The organism is Bacillus sp. FSL W8-0223, from assembly GCF_038006805.1.
Lineage (GTDB): Bacteria > Bacillota > Bacilli > Bacillales > DSM-4216 > Bacillus_O > Bacillus_O smithii.
The window spans coordinates 1786539-1806353 of the sequence record NZ_JBBOVX010000001.1; the positions used below are offsets into that span (position 1 = coordinate 1786539).

Annotated in this window: 15 protein-coding genes and 1 pseudogene; 14 read left to right on the forward strand and 2 right to left on the reverse strand. The window is 35.6% G+C overall.

The annotated features are described in order from the left end of the window. The first annotated feature begins 7 nt into the window (after window positions 1-7). The 12 genes and pseudogenes from NST81_RS08735 to NST81_RS08790 all read left to right on the forward strand — a co-directional run bounded on the left by NST81_RS08735 (window position 8) and on the right by NST81_RS08790 (window position 15240). Window positions 8-517: a cation diffusion facilitator family transporter gene (locus NST81_RS08735; RefSeq protein ID WP_340397473.1), complete on the forward strand. Its 510-nt coding sequence runs from the start codon at window positions 8-10 to the stop codon at window positions 515-517. A 731-nt stretch (window positions 518-1248) separates the two neighbouring features. Further along, entirely contained in the window at window positions 1249-1641 is a 393-nt protein-coding gene (locus NST81_RS08740) for an ArsR/SmtB family transcription factor (protein WP_026678555.1), read from the forward strand. Between the two features lie 23 nt (window positions 1642-1664). Beyond that, a complete protein-coding gene (locus NST81_RS08745) occupies window positions 1665-4028 on the forward strand; it encodes a heavy metal translocating P-type ATPase (protein ID WP_026678556.1) in 2364 nt (787 codons plus the stop codon). A 1014-nt stretch (window positions 4029-5042) separates the two neighbouring features. Continuing rightward, window positions 5043-5168 carry a hypothetical protein gene (locus NST81_RS08750; RefSeq protein WP_341030515.1) on the forward strand — a complete coding sequence of 42 codons (126 nt, stop codon included), beginning with the start codon at window positions 5043-5045 and terminating at the stop codon, window positions 5166-5168. 696 nt (window positions 5169-5864) lie between these two features. Continuing rightward, window positions 5865-7115, forward strand: a complete 1251-nt coding sequence (locus tag NST81_RS08755; RefSeq protein WP_341029410.1) for a hypothetical protein — start codon at window positions 5865-5867, stop codon at window positions 7113-7115. A gap of 176 nt (window positions 7116-7291) precedes the next feature. After that, window positions 7292-8662 carry a sensor histidine kinase gene (locus tag NST81_RS08760; RefSeq protein ID WP_026678558.1) on the forward strand — a complete coding sequence of 457 codons (1371 nt, stop codon included), beginning with the start codon at window positions 7292-7294 and terminating at the stop codon, window positions 8660-8662. A gap of 2 nt (window positions 8663-8664) precedes the next feature. After that, complete coding sequence (locus tag NST81_RS08765; protein ID WP_025726860.1) at window positions 8665-9336, forward strand: response regulator transcription factor; 672 nt, start codon at window positions 8665-8667, stop codon at window positions 9334-9336. Window positions 9337-9687: 351 nt separating this feature from the next. Next, window positions 9688-10662: a F510_1955 family glycosylhydrolase gene (locus NST81_RS08770; protein ID WP_025726862.1), complete on the forward strand. Its 975-nt coding sequence runs from the start codon at window positions 9688-9690 to the stop codon at window positions 10660-10662. 106 nt (window positions 10663-10768) lie between these two features. Continuing rightward, window positions 10769-11500, forward strand: a complete 732-nt coding sequence (locus tag NST81_RS08775) for an urease accessory protein UreH domain-containing protein (protein ID WP_026678559.1) — start codon at window positions 10769-10771, stop codon at window positions 11498-11500. A 930-nt stretch (window positions 11501-12430) separates the two neighbouring features. Then, window positions 12431-13692: pseudogene (gene istA / locus NST81_RS08780) on the forward strand (IS21 family transposase). Continuing rightward, entirely contained in the window at window positions 13689-14453 is a 765-nt protein-coding gene (istB, locus tag NST81_RS08785) for an IS21-like element helper ATPase IstB (RefSeq protein ID WP_026678561.1), read from the forward strand. Before istA ends, istB begins: the two are co-directional and overlap by 4 nt. Before the next feature lie 160 nt (window positions 14454-14613). Next, a complete protein-coding gene (locus NST81_RS08790; protein WP_341029419.1) occupies window positions 14614-15240 on the forward strand; it encodes a membrane-associated thiol-disulfide oxidoreductase in 627 nt (208 codons plus the stop codon). On the opposite strand, the gene NST81_RS08795 is transcribed toward NST81_RS08790, so the two are convergent. Next, complete coding sequence (locus tag NST81_RS08795; protein ID WP_087960047.1) at window positions 15214-16575, reverse strand: IS4 family transposase; 1362 nt, start codon at window positions 16573-16575, stop codon at window positions 15214-15216. The two genes, NST81_RS08790 and NST81_RS08795, sit on opposite strands and share 27 nt — an antisense overlap. Window positions 16576-16865: 290 nt before the next feature. Between NST81_RS08795 and NST81_RS08800 the strand changes: the two genes are divergently transcribed. Together NST81_RS08800 and NST81_RS08805 are read left to right on the forward strand one after the other, a co-directional pair. Then, window positions 16866-17909, forward strand: coding sequence for an IS30 family transposase (locus tag NST81_RS08800; protein ID WP_048622401.1), 1044 nt, complete (start codon window positions 16866-16868; stop codon window positions 17907-17909). A 345-nt stretch (window positions 17910-18254) separates the two neighbouring features. Then, on the forward strand, window positions 18255-18962 hold the full coding sequence (locus NST81_RS08805; protein WP_026678563.1) for a cytochrome c biogenesis protein CcdA: 708 nt from the start codon (window positions 18255-18257) through the stop codon (window positions 18960-18962). Window positions 18963-19075: 113 nt separating this feature from the next. On the opposite strand, the gene NST81_RS08810 is transcribed toward NST81_RS08805, so the two are convergent. Then, on the reverse strand, window positions 19076-19666 hold the full coding sequence (locus tag NST81_RS08810; RefSeq protein ID WP_341029422.1) for a peroxiredoxin family protein: 591 nt from the start codon (window positions 19664-19666) through the stop codon (window positions 19076-19078). Between the last annotated feature and the right edge of the window lie 149 nt (window positions 19667-19815).

Sequence of the window (19815 nt, forward strand, 5' to 3'; positions counted from 1 at the left end):
TGCAGCTATCAATGGTTTAACACTTGTTTTAGTCGCTTTTTGGATTCTTTATTCCGCCATTGGTAGGATGATTAATCCCGAACCCGTTGTACTGGGGATGTTTATAGGAGTTGGAATAGGCTTAGTGGTCAATCTTTTCATTATCTTTCGATTAAAAGGAGATGAAGAAAACTTAAATGTCAAAGCTGCTCTACTACATGTTATAGGAGATGTTGGAGCATCGGCAGGTGTTATCATTGCAGGGGTTATTATTTATTTTACAAATTGGCAAATTGTCGATCCGATTCTAAGTGTATTCATTGCAATATTAGTTGCATTTAGTGTATGGAACATTATCAAGCAATGTTTCTGTATTTTAATGCAAGCTACACCACAAAATATTGACTTAAACGCACTTTCGGAAAAAATAAGATCAGTAAATGGGGTAAAAAGTGTCCATGATTTACATGTTTGGGCGCAAACAACCGGCCAAAATTTTCTAACTTGTCATGCTGTGTTAAATGAAAATATACAGTAAAGCGAAAGTCGATTTATTTTAGAAAAGAATAATGAGCAGCTCAAAATGCTAGGTATTCAACATTCCACTATACAAATTGAAGACCCAAACATACCTCATGAGGATACGCTCATCTGCGCTGAAATTCACCATTCTCATGATCATGATCACGATCATCGTCGTGAGCTTCACCATAACCATTAACTCTTTTATCCAGAGAAAACGGAGATTCCTAATAGGACATCTCCGTTATTTTTTTCACCTTAAATAAAACAATTTAGACATTTTTTGTACATTGAAAATAAAAGGAATTATAAATACTTGGTTAATTTTGTTATAACTGATCCTAAATCTTATTCAGAATGGAATATGACATCTATCTTTTGACATTTTCCCCCAAGGGATGAAGAATCTTTAATTAATTTATTGACTTTTTATCCAAAATCAATCTGCCTTCAGCAACTAAATATGAATGTAAATCAGTTATATCTTGTGCAACACGAACGTGACCCTGATCATGGTGATGATTGTGTTCGTGATGTGATTCGTCTGAATAAGCAAATTGTTGATTTGTTCCAATTGTTTCTCATCATATCTTCCTTACAAGTTGATAAGAGTGTCTTATATATTATCCTTTGTAAAGACGAATATTGATTGACATATCAGAGATATGCTTCATATAATTAAAACAATCATATGAACATATGAATTATTGTTCATATATAAAAGGGTGTGAGTAAATGAAAAATAAAATGATAACAGAAGAACGACCTGAGACAGTAGAATTATGTGAAGAAACTTGTGATAAAACGGTGATTCATGCAGAAGTCGTAACAAAGGTTAAAGAAAAGATCCCAAGTCTAGAAGTCTTATCTGAGATGGCGGAACTATTTAAAATACTTGGTGATAGAACAAGAACACGTATTTTATACGCTTTATTTGAATCGGAAATGTGTGTATGTGATTTAGCGTATTTACTCGGTATGTCGCAATCTTCTATTTCTCATCAGTTGCGGGTACTAAAGCAAGCCAAGCTAGTAAAAAATCGAAAAGAAGGAAAAGTAGTGTATTATTCACTTGCTGATAGTCATATCATTCAGATTTTTGATCAAGTATTGAAACACGTTAATGAAGATAAAATATAAAAAGGAAGAGAGACGGGAATCGGATGGAAGAGCAAAAACAGAAGATAAAGCGAGAATTTACGTTAGAAGGATTGGATTGTGCGAATTGCGCCATGAAAATTGAAAATGGTGTAAAAGGGATAGCTGGTGTTTCAGCTTGCTCTGTTAATTTTGCAACCAAAACACTTACGTTGGAAACAGAACAAACAAAAGAGGAAACTGTTGTATCCGAAGCAAAGAAAAAAGTAAAAATGTTAGAACCGCATATTAACCTACAAGAAAAAGGAATCATTACTCGAACCTTATTCTTAAAAGGATTAGATTGTGCACATTGTGCTGCAAAAATCGAACAAGAAGTGGGACAGCTAGAGGGTGTTACATCATCCACTGTTGATTTTGTTTCCAAAAAACTAATTTTTGAAAGTTCTAATCCATCTAACATAGATCGATTAGAAACAGAAGCGACAAAGATTATTAAACGATTAGAACCGGAAGTAGAAGTCGTGTCAGAATCGCACGATCATGAACGTGATCATAGCAATGATACCGGAAGTGAAGATACGAAAAAATTGTTAGTTCGATTAGGAATTAGTGCCATAATAGCCGGTATTGGGATGTTCGCACCTGTTTCCAGTACTATACAGCTCGGATTGTTTCTTATTGCCTACATTATTATAGGGGGAGACATTGTTCTAAATGCGGTTAAAAATATTCTGAGAGGGCAAGTGTTTGATGAGCACTTTCTAATGGCTCTAGCAACTATCGGAGCATTTGCCGTCAAGCAGTACCCAGAGGGAGTAGCTGTTATGCTATTCTATCAAGTAGGCGAATTATTTCAAGGGATTGCGGTTAATCGTTCCCGCAAGTCTATCAGTGCATTGATGGATATTCGGCCAGACTATGCTAATGTAAAGGTCGGTAATGATATTCAACGAGTGTCTCCAGAAGAAGTGAGAATTGGAGATCTCATTGTGGTAAAACCCGGTGAAAAAGTTCCATTAGACGGAAAAGTCGTAGAAGGTAGCTCTATGGTGGACACATCTGCTTTAACAGGAGAATCAGTCCCACGGGAAGTGGAAGCTGGAAGTGATATGTTAAGTGGTTTCATCAATAAAAATGGAGTCTTAACGGTTGAAGTTTCAAAAGGATTTGGAGAATCAACTGTATCTAAGATTTTAGACCTTGTCCAAAATGCAAGTAGTCGAAAAGCACCAACAGAAAATTTTATTACTAAATTTGCTCGTTATTATACACCCATAGTTGTGATCGTTGCAGTTGCATTAGCCTTAATACCACCACTTGCAATAAGTGGAGCAACGTTTTCAGATTGGGTGTATCGGGCATTGGTATTCTTGGTTATTTCCTGTCCATGTGCGCTTGTAGTTTCCATTCCGCTCGGATTCTTCGGGGGAATTGGTGCTGCATCCAAAGCGGGTATCCTTGTAAAGGGTAGTAACTATTTAGAAGCTTTAAATGATGTGAAATATGTTGTATTCGACAAAACGGGTACGCTAACCAAAGGTGTATTTAACGTGACAAGTATCCATCCAGTGGGTACGATGTCTAAAGAAGAATTGTTAGAATATGCAGCGTTTGCAGAAGTTCATTCCAACCATCCTATTGCCCAATCTATTCGCAGTGCATATGGGCAAGTGATTAAAGAAGAGGCTATCCAAGGTTATAATGAAATATCTGGACATGGGATTCAAGTAACAGTCAATGGAAAAGAAATCTTAGTTGGAAATGCAAAGCTCATGACAAAAGAACAAATCTCGTTCAAAGAGCCAAGTGAAATTGGAACCATTGTTCATGTCGCAGTAGATAAACAATATGCGGGATACATTGTTATTTCAGATGAAGTAAAAGAAGATTCAGCACAAGCTATCCGTTCATTAAAGAAACTAGGTATTAAAAAGACAGTCATGTTGACGGGAGATGCCAAAACAGTCGGAGATACGGTAGGAAAACAGTTAGGACTGGATGAAGTACATGCCGAATTGTTGCCGCAACATAAAGTAGCTGAAATTGAGAAGTTAGATGCACAAAAATCTCCAAAAGAAAAACTCGTGTTTGTCGGTGACGGTATTAATGACACACCTGTTCTGGCGCGAGCAGATGTAGGCATAGCAATGGGGGGATTTGGTTCTGATGCAGCCATTGAGGCGGCAGACATCGTCATTATGACAGATGAACCTTCTAAAATCCCAACGGCCATTGGTATCGCAAGACATACTCGTAGAATTGTATGGCAAAATATTATGTTTGCTTTAGGAGTGAAGGGAATTTTCCTTCTATTAGGTGCTTTTGGGATTGCAACAATGTGGGAAGCTGTTTTCTCAGATGTAGGTGTCACAGTACTAGCCGTTCTAAATGCCATGAGGGTGTTACGAGTGAAACAAACTTTATAATAACAAAGCCAACCTGTTTATGGTTGGTTTTGTTTGTGTATTTGAACACTTTGCGTAAGAAAAGTATGGTGCACTCAAAGGATTATGAAAATTTAATCAGTAGATATATTTCACATATATTATCCGTTTAATGACTTATAAAAAGAATGGATAGAGAAAAGCTGGTGTTTTCGATAACCAAAGCTGAAGAAGGAGAGATTGTCAGTGGCTCTAATCTAGCTAACTTATAGTCATTAATTCTGTTTAAATTTTAAACAATGGTGAAGAGACAAAAAAGAAGGGTTCGGGGTTTTGTGGGAATTTAGTGTAACGGAAACACAGTAAGAAAAATGATTCGATGGTCAGATATCATTTGTGAATATGGAAGTATATAATCCACAAGAGGTAGCGAGTGTGACTTGCTGTCACTTCTTTATTTAAATAGTTGTTTAATACAATATAGATAGTGGATGAATGGTAATTATAAATATCCTTATGGTAGTATATGTAGGTTATGTGGTGTATGAAATGAAGCAACAAAACAACATGAGTAGTTTAGGAGTTTGTTCTAATTTGGTATCGTTTATATTAAGTGAATATGAAAAACACAAAAAACCTATCATATCAAGGATCATTCATTTTATAGCTGCGAGAGTTGAAACATTAGAATAATAAGTGAATTGCCCCCCTAAATTCGGACACATCCTATCCTATTTTAGTTATTCTTTAAATTTCTCTTTTTTCTTGGATTAGATATGGGATACTAATTCATACATCTTCATAAGTTATCCACAATTTCTACATCAATTTTTCATAATTGGTGTTTACGATGAAGGTATGAAGGTAAATAAAAAAGGAGATGTTAATCATAAAAAGCTTATAAGTGGAATCTTCTTTGCTGCTACGTTAGTATTATAAATAGGTATAGGGGTATTTGTGTATAGTAACGGTCAGGGAAGATACCTTGAATTTCGTTCAGATGATTCCATTAGCGAAGGAATGCACAGCTAGATAATGTGTGAGGTGATGATCATGATGGGTGGTATGATGAGTGGTTGGGGAATGATGGGATTTGGATTCTTCGGCTGGCTCCTTAACCTGTTCATCATTGGATTAGTTGTCTATTTTGCCGTAAAATTAGCATTACGCAATAAAGACTAAAACAACTTTATATGGCTAATTAAGTAGGAGAGGGTAAATAACCCTTCTCCTTTTACAACAACGTACGTGCATTTCAGCATATGCGGCGGTTCTGTTAGGTCTCACGAATATATTCGTTTTGTTGTTAAAGACTCTCTAGCCCTTCGTTCTCCCAAGGATTTTATGCAGTCTGAAGCTACAGGAGATTTGGCAATATTTCTTCCGAGTTTTCCCCATTTTGGAATGCCCCTAATTTTTGGGCACATCTAACTTCATTTTTGTTATCCTTAAATTTTTTGTTTATTCTGACAAGTAAAAAAACCTCTCCTTCCTTTTACTCGAACTTCTTTAATCATCCATACTTCTTCGAGAATTGTCCCTCCGTAAATTTCCGTAAATAGAAAAAACAGCAGTCTTATAAGCTCAACCTGCTGTTTATTTATAAATACTTCTATCTATAAAATAATTTTTTTCGTTTCTTGTTATTTGCTTTGCTCCTTTCTCGTTGCGGACAGTTTATATTCACTCTCCCCTGAAGCAGTAAATAATCCTGCTTTTTACTAAACTGAAAGGAATGGTAGTAACAAAATATTTATTCGCTATGACGAATTTAAATTGTTCCATTTATTAAAATTCATAATTTCTCCAAATTTATCGTGTAAAATAATGCATATTTTAATTCTGGAATTATTTGTTCAATGGGAAGGAGAAACTGTCATGGGGACTAACTTCGTAAGGATGATTCAAGAGTATCGATCTGACATGGAATCAGTCTACCAAACTTGGTTTATAGATAATGACCAAAGATTAAAAGCATTCCGTACTATTCGAAACGGTGTAATAGAGGTAATTAACGATATAGAAAACAATACATTCGGAAACGACTTTAAGGGGTCCTCTTTAGAAATTGTTGTGACAGCCATTGCAGAACAAAAACAAGTTTTTGAAGGAGCCGCCCATGCATTTTATTGGAAACCAAAACTACGAATACCCGATATTTATGAAAATGAACTTAATAAAAAGGCTTTTAGCAGATTTTTGAAATCATGTCTACAAGCGACAACAGAAAAGCAACTTGTAGAAGAAATAGTAAAACTAGACCAATTACAAATTAAAGGGCTTGGACCTGCTGTAGCTAATATTCTCTATTTTCTTCATCCAACTTTTTTCCCGCCTTTTAATACAGCTATTGTAAAAGGGTTTAATCTTCTATTTGACCAAAAAATTAAGCTTGGTTCATGGCAAGAATATTTAAAAATGAGAGGAATCATTTTAGATTTTAATGAGAAACATAGAAATTTACTTTCCAAGGACCTTGGTGCAATAGGAGGACTCTTTTTTGAAATTGGAACGGGGAGATTAGTAATTAGCGAAAACTATGAAATCACATTAGAAAGTATGGAAAAACAAACAAAAGCAAAAATGAAACGTCATACTGAAGTGATAAATGATGCGATCGAGGAAAATGACCATTCGGAAATGCAATATCATTTAGCAAGGTTAGGAAAATCACTTGGTTATGATGTATGGATTGCCCAAAATGATCATAAAAGAGAATGGAATAACCAAAAGTTGGGGGAATTTTCCTTAAAACGATTAAATCTGCCAAATATCCCTCAGCCAGTAAAGGAAACCGTCGCACTAATTGATGTTATTTGGTTAGACAAAGAAAAAAGAATTGTTGGCGCATTTGAAGTTGAAAAAAGTACATCTATTTATTCAGGGATTTTAAGACTCTTTGATTTGGCTTTAACTATGAATGGAAACGAAACTAAGTTTTATTTAGTTGCTCCAGATAAACGCGAGAAAGAGATAAAAGCACAACTATTAAGGCCTTCTATTCGACATTCGAATGCTTGCCAAATTTCTTACATATTATTCTCTGACCTTCGATGTGATTGTGATGCGATGTGCAAATTTGGTAATGACATTGGTGTTTTAGACAAAGTTTCGAGAAATGTTGGATAAGTATCTATACGTTTCACTCCGATGGAAAATTGGGGAATAATAGAATACAAATACTCCATGAATAAGGGAGAGGAACAGATTAAGGCTAAAAATTCAACCAATGAATCTCCTATCAGTTTCTTCTCCAATTTATAAGGACCCCAAATAGCTATGGGCTGAATGGGAAGGGAAAAAAAGTGAGAAAAATTTCGTTCAAATTAGGATTATTATTTTTTGTATTTGTATTAGGAGTAGAGACGGTTTTATTTGCGTCTTTATATGTTACTCTGGTTCATTCGAGAATTAATGAGGAATTTGAGCAACTATTAGCAAGAGGGAACAGCCACCGCGATGTGTTAGAAAAAAATTATAATCCTTCTACGTTAGAACATGTCACATTGATGGAGTCTGAAGCGGAGACAGACGTCGTGATTACCAATGACAAGGGAAATATATTGTATTTTTCAAATAATATTTTACCAGTTGCTAAAAGAATCATTAAAAAAACAAATAAAAACATTCCCTATGGTGGAATGATAGTGCAAAAAAACTGGCAAAAGGAGTCGCATATTGCAACCGTAAGCCCGATTCGGATTAACGGCAAGCTAAAAGGATATGTCTATATGTTTCAAAATACCGATTCTATTCAATATATGATTTACAAGTTAAAGCACCATTTTATGATGGTTGGAATTCTTTCTGTATTTTTAACCATTATTACCATTGCTTTCTTATCAAGAGTCATTACCATACCTCTCATTCGTATGAAACAGATGACCGAAAAATTAAGTAAAGGTGATTTTTCTGTTCGATTACAAGTAAAAGGGGAGGACGAATTGGCGGAATTAGGGAAAGCCATTCAAACATTGGCACTGGATTTAGAATTCTTAAAAAAAGAAAGAAAAGAATTTCTCGCCAGTATATCTCATGAGCTTCGTACCCCACTGACTTATGTAAAAGGATATGCTGATATAGCTAGGAGACCCAATATTGAAGAAGCAGAGAGAAATCGATATTTGTCCATAATCTATGAAGAAGCAGAGCATATGCAAAAATTGGTAAAAGATCTCTTTGAGTTAGCACAGATGGATCAACATTCCTTTCACATTCATAAGGAACCTACAAACTTATGTGCATTCTTAAAAAAATTATGTGACAAAATGAATCCTGCTTTTCAAGCGAAAAACATGTCTCTTGTCTATTACTGTGATGGGAACATTACTGCCCACATAGACCAAAAACGTTTTGAGCAAGTAATGATGAATCTGTTAGACAATGCTTTAAAATATTCCGATCAAGGTTCTACCGTCACTATTGATGTAAGGGAGGAGAAAAAGAACATTGTAATGATTGTTTCGGACGAAGGAACGGGAATTCCTGAAGAGGATTTGCCGCATATTTTTGAACGGTTATACCGAGTGGAAAAATCAAGATCAAGAACCAACGGCGGAACGGGATTAGGCTTAGCAATAGTAAAAGAAATTATTGAAGCTCATGGAGGTTCTATTTATGCGGATAGTATCTACGGAAAAGGAACAAAAGTAATGATTACATTACAGGAGGGATGAGCATGTACACGATTTTACTAGTTGACGATGAAAAACGAATGTTAGATTTACTTGATCTTTATCTTTCGCCTAAAGGGTATCATTGTGTAAAGTGTGAATCCGGTTTATCAGCGATACAGTACTTAGAAAAGAACAAAGCTGATTTAGTCTTGCTCGATATAATGATGCCGGAACTGGATGGTTGGGAAACTTGTAAACGAATTAGAGAATTTTCTAATATCCCTATTATCATGGTAACTGCAAGAGATCAAACATTGGATAAAGTAAAAGGACTTAAAATGGGGGCGGATGATTATATCACAAAACCATTTAACGAATCCGAGTTGCTTGCTCGAATAGAGGCTGTACTACGCCGTTCGATAGGGATACATTCAAAAATTGAGTTACAAGGTTTAGTATGGGATGAAGGCCAGCATAAAGTTCAATATAAAAACCAGCCTATTTGTTTAACACCTAAAGAGTTTGCTGTATTAGGGCTTTTTCTGAAAAATCCAAGCAGAGTATTTAGCAGAGAACAAATCATCGTGTCATTATGGGGCTATAACGCAATCACAGAAGAACGTACAATAGATTCTCATATAAAAAATATTAGAGAAAAACTTAGACAAGCTGGTTTTCCGATAGATCAATATCTCCAAACTGTTTGGGGGGTAGGATATAAATGGGAGGTATAAGATGAGAGCATGAACATGCAAATCATTACACTATTCAATTAATATGAAAATGTTGTTTACCTCTCTAATATTGTGCTAATTATTATTTTCAGTGATTTAGTACTTGTACCAAGATGAACGTATTTTGATTTTAGAAAGGCACGTTTTTAAATTTTACAGGGAAAGAATTGAAGTAAATGATCTCCGTTTATTATATCGCAATGGATTTAGGAACTAACATAACTTCAAGGATTTTAGAAAGAATTATAACGAAGTTTTTTGGAAATAAACTTCTTAAATTCTATAAATATTTCTGTAAAAAAATTAAAAAAATAATATATCTACCTATTAAACGAAAAAGGGGCATCAGTAATGAAAAAAATGGTTAAAGCGATTATGTTAACATCCACCATACTTCTCCTAGGCGCTTGTTCATCATCAAATAACAAAGATCAATCCTTTATTACTAGTAAAGATCAATCAAAATCCAACGTATCTGTTACAAATAATCCATTCTTTAAAGAAAAGAAAGCAGGAAAATTCGAACATTTGCATGGAATTGGTTATGCAGGAAATAAAAATGCCATTTACTTTGCAACACATAAAGGTTTACTCGTTTACCAAAATAACAGGTGGTATGAAACGACATCAAATAAACATGATTATATGGGCTTTTCTGCAACAGACGATGGATTTTATTCATCGGGACATCCAGAAGAAGGCTCTTCTTTAGGAAATCCTCTTGGCCTTGTAAAAAGTTTTGATAATGGACAAACATTAATGAACTTAGGATTCTATAAAGAATCTGATTTCCATTATATGACGGTTGGCTATAAAACTCACATAATTTATGTAGTGAATCAAGTAGAAAACAAAACACTAGGACAAGGGGTATATTACAGTAAAGACGACGGCAAAACGTGGTCGCAAAGTCAACTAAATGGATTACCGCAAACTTCTGCAGGAACGATTGCTGCTCACCCAACAAAAGAAAATATGGTCGGAATTAGTACGCCAGAAGGAATTTTCGTTTCAAAAGATAATGGAAATACGTTTGAACGGTTTACTCGAAAAATTAATACGACAACTTTTGTATTCCAAGAAAAATCCATTTTATTTGCTGCTGTAGAGAATAATAAGCCTATACTTATAAAACAATCGTTAGATTCAAAACAGGAGGAAGTTCTTTCTGTTCCTGCACTGGATGAAAAAGACCATATCATGTATATAGCCTCTAATCCGGCAAATGAAAAGGAAATTGTGATCGTCACCATGACTGGGGATATTTTTATGACAAAAAATAACGGTGAAAACTGGACAAAGCTAGCTTCAAAAGGGGAAATTTAGGACAAAGACATGTTGCCAGCATGTCTTTGTTATTTACCACTTCATAATTTCTGCAAAATTTATTGCTGCAATATAGATTCTGGTAGAGAAGAAGGTGATAAGAATGATATATTCATTGTTGAGTCAAATTAGTAACTTTCTAAGTCAACCATTTCTGAATATTGCGAATACAACGACATCTATTCCCGTTTTGTCAGCCTTTGTTCTTGGTATAGTGGGAGCAATGGCTCCGTGTCAACTCACCGGTAACTTAGGAGCGATCACGTTATACAGTAATCAGTCCTTGCAAAAAGGAATTGCGTGGAAAGAGTTGCTCCTATTTATTTTGGGTAAAATCATTGCTTTTTCTGGTTTAGGCTTGATTGTCTGGCTGATGGGGAAAGAGATTCAAAGTACACTAACATTATATTTTCCGTGGTTAAGAAAGCTGATCGGTCCCATACTCATTTTTGTAGGTTTATATTTGTTAGGGCTCTTTAAAATGTATTGGAACTTAACGTTGTTCAGAGTGCCTGAGCGATTTTTAAAGAAAGGCAAAACAGGCGCCTTTTTAATGGGTTTCGGCTTTTCATTAGCTTTTTGCCCAACGATGTTTGTGCTGTTTTTTGTTACTCTTATGCCTCTTATATATTCAACGTTTTATGGGGTGCTATTACCGAGTGTCTTTGCCGTCGGAACCTCTGTGCCTGTTATTTTCTTCATCTTTATCCTTTGGTACTTAGGATTTAGCGGTACTCTAATGAAAAAAGGAAAACAAGCAGGAAGGTTCGTTCAGAAAGCAGCTGGCATTGTGATGGTTTTACTTGGCATATTAGACACCATCACTTATTGGTTCTAAAGTTAGGAAAAGGAGGAAAACAGAATGGGAATGTTTGGAGGTTCTGCGATGATGATCGGGATAATGTTATTCTGGGGTGTATGAATCGGCGTTGGTTTTTATCTCTTATATCGTTTTAACAATGACTATAAAGAAGAGTTATCTCCGATTGAAATATTAAAAGTACGATTAGCCAAAGGAGAGATCATCTTAGGCGAATTTGAACAGCTATCCAAAAAGTTATAGTAAAATTCAGTCTTTTTTCGTTATATTGAGCACAGTAAAGCGATTTAATACAATTGTTCCCCCAATTCAATTTATATAGATGAAGGAAGTTGTTGATAAGAGAGTATTGTCAACAGCTTCTTTTGTTTTTTAGCTTTTTATGAACATAGTAACCTCTCATCCTCATTCAACTTGACCTCTTATATTACATGTCTTCTTCTTTAGTTTTTACTCCTATCGTAAGCACTTCTGTGATATCGATATTTAACGAACTTTAGAGAATAGAGAAGGTTAGCTCTTAAAGAAATATATTTTTTATGCGCCATTATTTTTAAAAATCTTAGTTCTTTATTCTATTTACTTGATTCCATTCATAGATATTAATAATAGAATTTATAAGGGAGAGTAAAAATGCGAAAACAGTCTTCTCCAAAAAATACAATTGCATACTTATACAGTTTTCTAATTACGTTAATAGTCAGTGTATTTATTTTAAATATGATTATTGCTATTTTTTTTAAGAAGTTTTTAGTTTCTGAGTATTTAAGGGACCTTACATGGAAAGTGGAGTCCGTTTCATTTATATACATATTAGGGATGGAAAACCATTATTTCTCTCAGCGGTGTAATCAACGGTGATAAAATCCCCAATAACAACGGTTTAAAATTCCCCAATAATAACAGATAATCGTTTCGAAACAACGTCTTAGATGGAGTGGAGAAACGATGCTGAAGATTGGGGAGTTTTTTATGATTCGAGAGTTGTATCAGAAAGGCTGGACACAAACAGCGATTGCTAAAGAAACAGGGTTTGATCGGAAAACCATCCATAAGTATCTCAAGGAGGACAAGCTTCCAGAGCGCAAAGTCAATAAGAAAAAGAAAGAAAGTAAACTCGATCCTTATAAAAACTATCTTCTTCAACGAATACAAGAAGGGACCACAAATTGTGTCGTTCTCTTAGAGGAAATACAAGCGATGGGATACACCGGCAAGATCACGATATTAAGAGATTTTGTTCGACCTTATCGAGAACAGCCAAAGAAACAAGCTACCTTACGGTATGAAACACCACCAGGTAAATAAGCCCAAATGGACTGGGCCTACGTAGGAAAGTATATGGTGGCCAATCAATACCAAGATATTTATGCGTTCGTTATGGTACTTGGTTATTCTCGGATGAAATATGTGGAGTTTACCACCAATATGAATATGGAAACCTTAATGAAATGCCATATGAACTCATTTGCTTATTTTAACGGTATTCCTGAACAAATTCTCTATGACAACATGAAAACCGTTGTTCTCAAACATACTCCAGTGGAAATTCGATTTAACCGAAAATTTGAGGATTTTCTAGCCTACTACGGTATTATTCCAAATGCATGTCGACCGAAACGTCCCCAAACAAAGGGAAAAGTAGAAAGAGTAGTCAAGTATTTAAAAGAGAATTTTTTTCAACGAAAGCACGAATCTACTCTTCAAGCCTTAAACGAAGACATTCGAACTTGGCTGGATCAAGTGGCCAATCGAAAACCGAATCAAACAACGAAAGAACCGCCGATTCAACGTTTTGAGAAGGAACAGAAGTTCCTTCAATCATGGGGAGTCAAACCGTTATTCCCTACGAATCGTTGGGAAACACGAGAGGTCAGTCAAGATTGTTTTGTTTCATACAGAGGAAAAAATATTCTGTTCCCTATCGCTACGCAGGACAAACGGTCAAAATAAAAGAAACGCTTAACCATCATATTGAGATTTATGATGAACAGGAATGTATCGCGAGACATCCGATATGGATTGGGCAGGCATCCGCACAGATCCAAATGGAACATTGTGAAGGGATCTATTCAAACGAAAAAGGACAGAAAATAAAAGGCGTTCAAGGTTTGGCGACCAACGACCTCTCATCTTCTGCCCCATCTCCAAAAGTAGAACAACGTCCTCTCGCTGCTTACGCAGCATTGGAAGAAGGTGAAACTGTATGATGAAGGACATGTTAATCGAACGATTACAAAAACTCGGTTGGCATCACACAGCCCACCAACTGGATCATTTATTAGAAGACGCTTCTAGAGATAATGTATCATATTCTGAATTTCTAAACACTATTGTTTTACAAGAGATGGAATATCAAGAGTCTCAGCAACTAGAAAAGCGAATGAAACGAGCAAAACTACCTTATATCAAAACGATTCATGATTTTGACTTTTCTTTTCAACCGAGTATCAGTGAAAAGAGAGTAAAAGAAACGCTTACCTGTCGGTTTATTGCCAATGGGGAAATTCGAATTTTACTAGGTCCACCGGGTGTTGGGAAAACACATTTAGCCATTTCTGTTGCGATCGAAGCTATTACTCAAGGATATACCGCTTTATTTGTAACCGCAGGCGATTTAGTGGCAGAATGCCGAAAGGCAAACGAAAAAGGGACTCTCCAACGTTTAGTCAATCGTTGGAGTCGCCCAGACGTACTCATTATTGATGAGGTAGGATATTTTCCTTTTGATGAACTAACGGCGAATGTGTTTTTTCAAGTCATATCGAAACGATATGAACAAGGAGTGATGATTCTTACATCGAATAAAACCTATCTCGAATGGGGAAAAGTATTCGGCGATGATGTATTAGCTACAGCCATTTTAGATCGTCTTTTACATCATGCCATTACCTTTAACATTAAAGGAGATTCTTACCGCCTACGAGAAAAGAAAAAAGCAGGTCTTTATCCTGCCCAGTTATCGAATTAATCGTTCAAAATGGGGAATTTCATTTCGTTGAAATTGGGGAATTTTCAATCGGTGTTGACAAATGACTAAAAAACTTGAATTTTCAATATGTTTCTCCACAATTAATTCATATTTTTAATTTAAAATGAATGAATCACATAAATTTGGGGAGGGATGGTTAATGCAATTTAATAGTATTATAGTTCAAAATGAAAATATTTATCTATTAATCGGCTTGTTAATTAGTTATGTGATGTTTTATTACGGTGTTAGGATATTAAAAATAGAAAGAAACATCATGGATTTAATTTTCAACAGTTTTATTAATGGAGTTCTAATTTGGAAATTAAGCTATGTCGTTTTACACCCCCAATCAGTTCTTCAAAATCCTATGAACATACTTTATTTTAACGGCGGATATGTTGGAATCGGTATTGGGATTCTTTTTATCATAATCTACACTTGGTTAAAAATAAAAAAACAAAATATTCCAATGGATTCTTACACACGGGCAGTGGTTCCAGTATATTTTGGGTATTTTAGTGCTTTTGTATGGATACGCGTAATTGAAGAACCTCAAAATTATCCCAACATTTTGCAAGCTATAGTAGCGGTTTGCTTTTTTATACTATCATCACGATTCAAATCCCAAAAAACTCTACTACAAATTACTATATGGTTTCATTTAATCCAATTTGAAATAGCCTTATATAAAACCAAATTTGTATATGCTGGGATAATATCAAAAGAAGTATTGGTATATATTTCTATAATTATTATCTCAACTTTCGCACACAGAAATATTTAAGCATTGCTTGATATAATTAGGTATAGTGGCCAACCATTTATTCATTTGATTTTTAAAGATGTCCATGTTCAAAGAAACCTCGGCTTCCGCCAAAGTTTGGAAAAGGTCAATAAGTGATTGAAGGGCAGTAATAAAATCTATGTCTTTTACATCTTCGCAAAGGATGTAAAAAAGGTTGCCAATCGTCTTAGGATCCTCCTCTTTTCGCATTTGCCAAGCAATGAGAATATATCGTGTAAAAACAATGGTTGTATGGCTAATTAACATGTCGTAGGAACGTCCCTGGAATTCTTTCTCTAAATTTAAAAGGGATTTATTGCATTTGAAGAAGACTTCAATGTCCCAACGCATGCCGTAAATACGAATGATCTCTTCATTTTCTAATGTTGTATCTGTGCTGAGAATGGCAAGCCATTCGCTCCGTTTATTACGGTTTCGTACAAATAGAATTTTTACTGGAATTCCATTGTCTAAAGTAGCATAAACGGATCCGCGAATGTCTTTTTTACCCATGTGAGGTTTTGCCAATTTGTAAAGTTGATTCAGTGTGAAACGTTCACCATTGTAAACGTATCGCTGCTTTAATTGCTTCACCAAGCCAATGACAAATAACCCTTTGTTCGTAATCTTCTCAATTAAAGGCGCTTGTGTAAACCAGGAATCCATGAGAACATAGTCAGCTATAATCCCTTTTTCAAGCGCATGATCAAGTAAAGCTGAAGCCACGTCCGGTTTTGATTTCAGAGCTTCCTGGCGACGCTTATAGCCAGATGTTCGTTTATCAATATTGGTATTGATTTCTTGCAGGCGATTTTCCTTTTTCGGTGAACTTAGAAGAGCAAAATCAACGGGAATAAAAGTAAAACTATCGGTCCAGCCAAGGGTAAGCATTTGAAACCCTTTCAAGTACTGATGGGTAGAGTGATCAAAAACCTTAGCCAACAGTTCAACCGACTTACTACGGTTTCTTGAAAAGACAGAATCATCAATCACAAAAGCTGTGACACGATCTTTTGAAGTTAATGGTTGAAGCAGACGGATCATTTCACTGCTTAATGAAAGCAGAAACTTTCTCCAATGATAGGTTGGTGTATTTAAAAAGCGATAGACTGTATCCTTTCCGGGCAGATCCTGAGATCGTTTACTCATAAAAGCACGAAACCAGTTCTTATATTGGAAGACTAAAAGAAAAATCAGTTTGAAAACAGTAAGACAAGAATACCCGGAAAGTTTCGTAATATTCGCTTTTCTTAAATGATATCCAATATTTAATTCGGAAAATCCTTGTTTAATTTCTTTTGGTAATTGCGCAAAGTAGTCTTTATTCGTTATCATAGTGGTGACACCTTTCTTTTGGATTTGGTTTCGTCACCAATATTTTACCAAAAGAATAGGTGTCTTTCTTTATGTTTTAAAAAATGTCAAATGATAATTTTGTACTTCCCAAAACCATTTACATCAAGCATTTAAACAAGATTTTGGACTGCGAAAGCTGAGTTAATAAGAAATTTATTTAAATTGGCTAGTTGTATAATCAAATGCAACAAGCATAAAAAATGAAAAACCATAGATAAACCACGTATGATTAAGTCGACTAAAACAATATCGATACGGAGGATTTATCTATGGCAATTACTAATTCTACCATAGGAGCTCGGCATTTCAAACACTTAACGGCTTATGACCGTGGGAAAATTGCGGCCTTACACGCTGCTGGTAAGACTCAACAGGAGATTGCAGATTATGTTGGTTGTCACAAAAGCACCATCTCCCGTGAGTTAAGAAGAGGTACAGTGCCACAAAGAAAAAGCAACGGGAAAATTGTTCATGTCTATTTTCCAGACACAGGTCAACTTCTCTATGAGAGAAACAGGAAAGCCTGTGGCCGCAAGCTAAAACTAGACGATGCCATCGAGTTTATTAAGTATGCCGAAACTCAGATCCTTGATAAGAAATGGTCTCCTGATGCGGTATGTGGGAGAGCCAAACGTGATGGGAAATTCAAAGACAAAATGGTTTGCACCAAGACCCTTTATAACTATATTGATCTAGGACTTATAGGCGTTAAAAACATTGACCTACCTATGAAAATTACCCTGAACACCAAGAAAAAACGTAACCGGAAGAATAAGAAGATCTTAGGACGCAGTATCGATGAGCGACCAATTGAAGTCAATGAACGCCAAGAGTTTGGTCACTGGGAAATTGATACGGTTATAGGCAAGAAGACTAAAGATCAGGCCTTATTGACTCTTACTGAGCGCAAAACCCGTAAAGAAATAATTTTGAGAGTGACAGCCAAGGATAGTCTATCCGTTTCAGAAGTCATATCTCAGTTGAAAGTGTCTTATGGTAATCGGTTCTCTAAAGTGTTTAAAACCATTACGGCTGATAACGGTTCTGAATTTGCTGACCTCGGCCTTAGTGTTGAAAAAGATCTAACAGAGGTTTATTTTACACACCCTTACACATCCTGTGAACGAGGAACCAACGAGCGTCATAATGGCCTTATTAGGCGCTTCATACCAAAGGGGAGACCCATTTCCTCTGTGGCAGACGAAACCATTACCTATGTTGAAAATTGGTGTAACCATCTTCCAAGGAAGATCCTCAATTATCGTACACCTGAGGAGTGTTTCCAAATAGAGTTAGCTGGCTTAGCTTCTTAACCTTAAGCCAGCTAACCCAAAGGGTTGGTTTTTAGCAACTTGACAAAGAGCCTCTGCGGGCATGGCTACCAGCCATGAAGCCAGGTATACGGTACTGGCTGGGCCAACCAGGCTACCATGCCCGCCACTCCACGTCAAGTCGCGCAGAGTGTCCCGATTCTACTTAATCATGGGTTATCTGGTCTTTCAATACTTGTTGCATTTAATATTGCAATTTAAGATTTATTTAAATTTTATATGATAAGAAGAATACATTTCTCCATAAAAAATGCATAATTTTATTTTATAATCAAGATAATATACCTTTCGTTAGAGAAAATCGAAGAAAAAAGGATGGAAACCAATATGAGGGATATCAATGTATTTCTAGCATTCGGAGCGGGATTGCTCTCTTTTATTTCCCCCTGTTGCTTACCATTATATCCTGCTTTTTTATCTTACATTACAGGGGTATCAGTTGATGAAGTAAAGAAAGAGAATGTAATGCTTCAAAAACGTGCTATGCTTCATACACTTTTTTTCTTACTCGGTTTTTCTGTCATCTTCATTGCTATTGGTTTTAGTACTTCTGCAATAGGAAAAATATTTGCCGATTATCAAGATTTAATCAGACAAATTAGCGCCTTACTAATTATCTTTTTCGGTTTAGTAATATTAGGTGTATTTTCACCAGCTTTTATGATGAAGGATAAACGGTTCATCTTTCGCAACAAGCCCTCCGGTTATTTGGGTTCAATCTTAATTGGAATAGGATTTGCCGCAGGCTGGACTCCCTGTACAGGACCAATTCTTGTATCGGTTATAGCGTTGGCAGCTACCAAACCAAGTGCAGCAATTTTATACATGTTCGCCTATGTATTAGGTTTTGCCGTACCATTTTTCATTATGTCATTTTTTATTGGCAAACTAAATTGGATCAAAAGATATAACTCAGTCATCGTAAAAACTGGGGGATTTCTTATGATTGTCATGGGAATACTGCTGTTTTTTGATTGGATGACAAAAATCATTATCTTTTTTACAGGTTTATTTGGGGGGTTCACAGGTTTTTAACTGTTATGATCCGAAAATAGATATAATCATGAATTAACAGTTATAAGCATTCTTGATACTGTCAACTCAGACGGGACCATATCCCCCCTATCTATAAAAATATTTAGTGTTTATTATTGAATACTTGTGATAAAGCGATCCATCGTTTCATAAGACATAGGACCCACATACTTGTCTCTAATATTTCCATTTTTATCGATGATATACGAAGTGGGGATCGTTATTATGCTGTATAAATTACTGGTCTCTCCTTTTTTATCAAGCACGATTGTAAATGTCATTCCTTTATCCTTCACAAATTCTTTCACTGCATTAAGACTACTTTCGCTATTCGTTAAGTTTACTGCTAATATCTCTACATTGTTATTTTTTTTATCTTCATAGAACTTTTGAATTTCCGGAATTTCTGCTCTGCAAGGCGGACACCAAGTAGCCCAAAAATTCAATATAACCGTCTTTCCACGAAAATCAGACAACTTCACTTTATTTCCCGAAATTGAACGTAATTCAAAGTCTGGGGCAACTTCCCCTTTATTAGTCCCGATTTTGCCTGAAACAAATGAGTTAGACATAACTGTTTTAGGAGATACTATTCTCCCTGTTTCCTGTTGGTTTATAAGCATAGGAGTTATGGAAAGACTTAAAATAATAGCCACTAAAGCTATATTATTTGCTACATTTCTCCGCCCCTCTTTCTCGTCCATAGCAGCCTTTTTCCTTCCTTGTTTCTCTGACCAGTACGAAATACATAAAAAGATAATAACTCAACTTTCGCAGTGAAAAATTTATGAATAATCCTTGATTTGATAGGTTTCTTTGGGTATCTCATATTCACTTGACACTGAAAAAATTC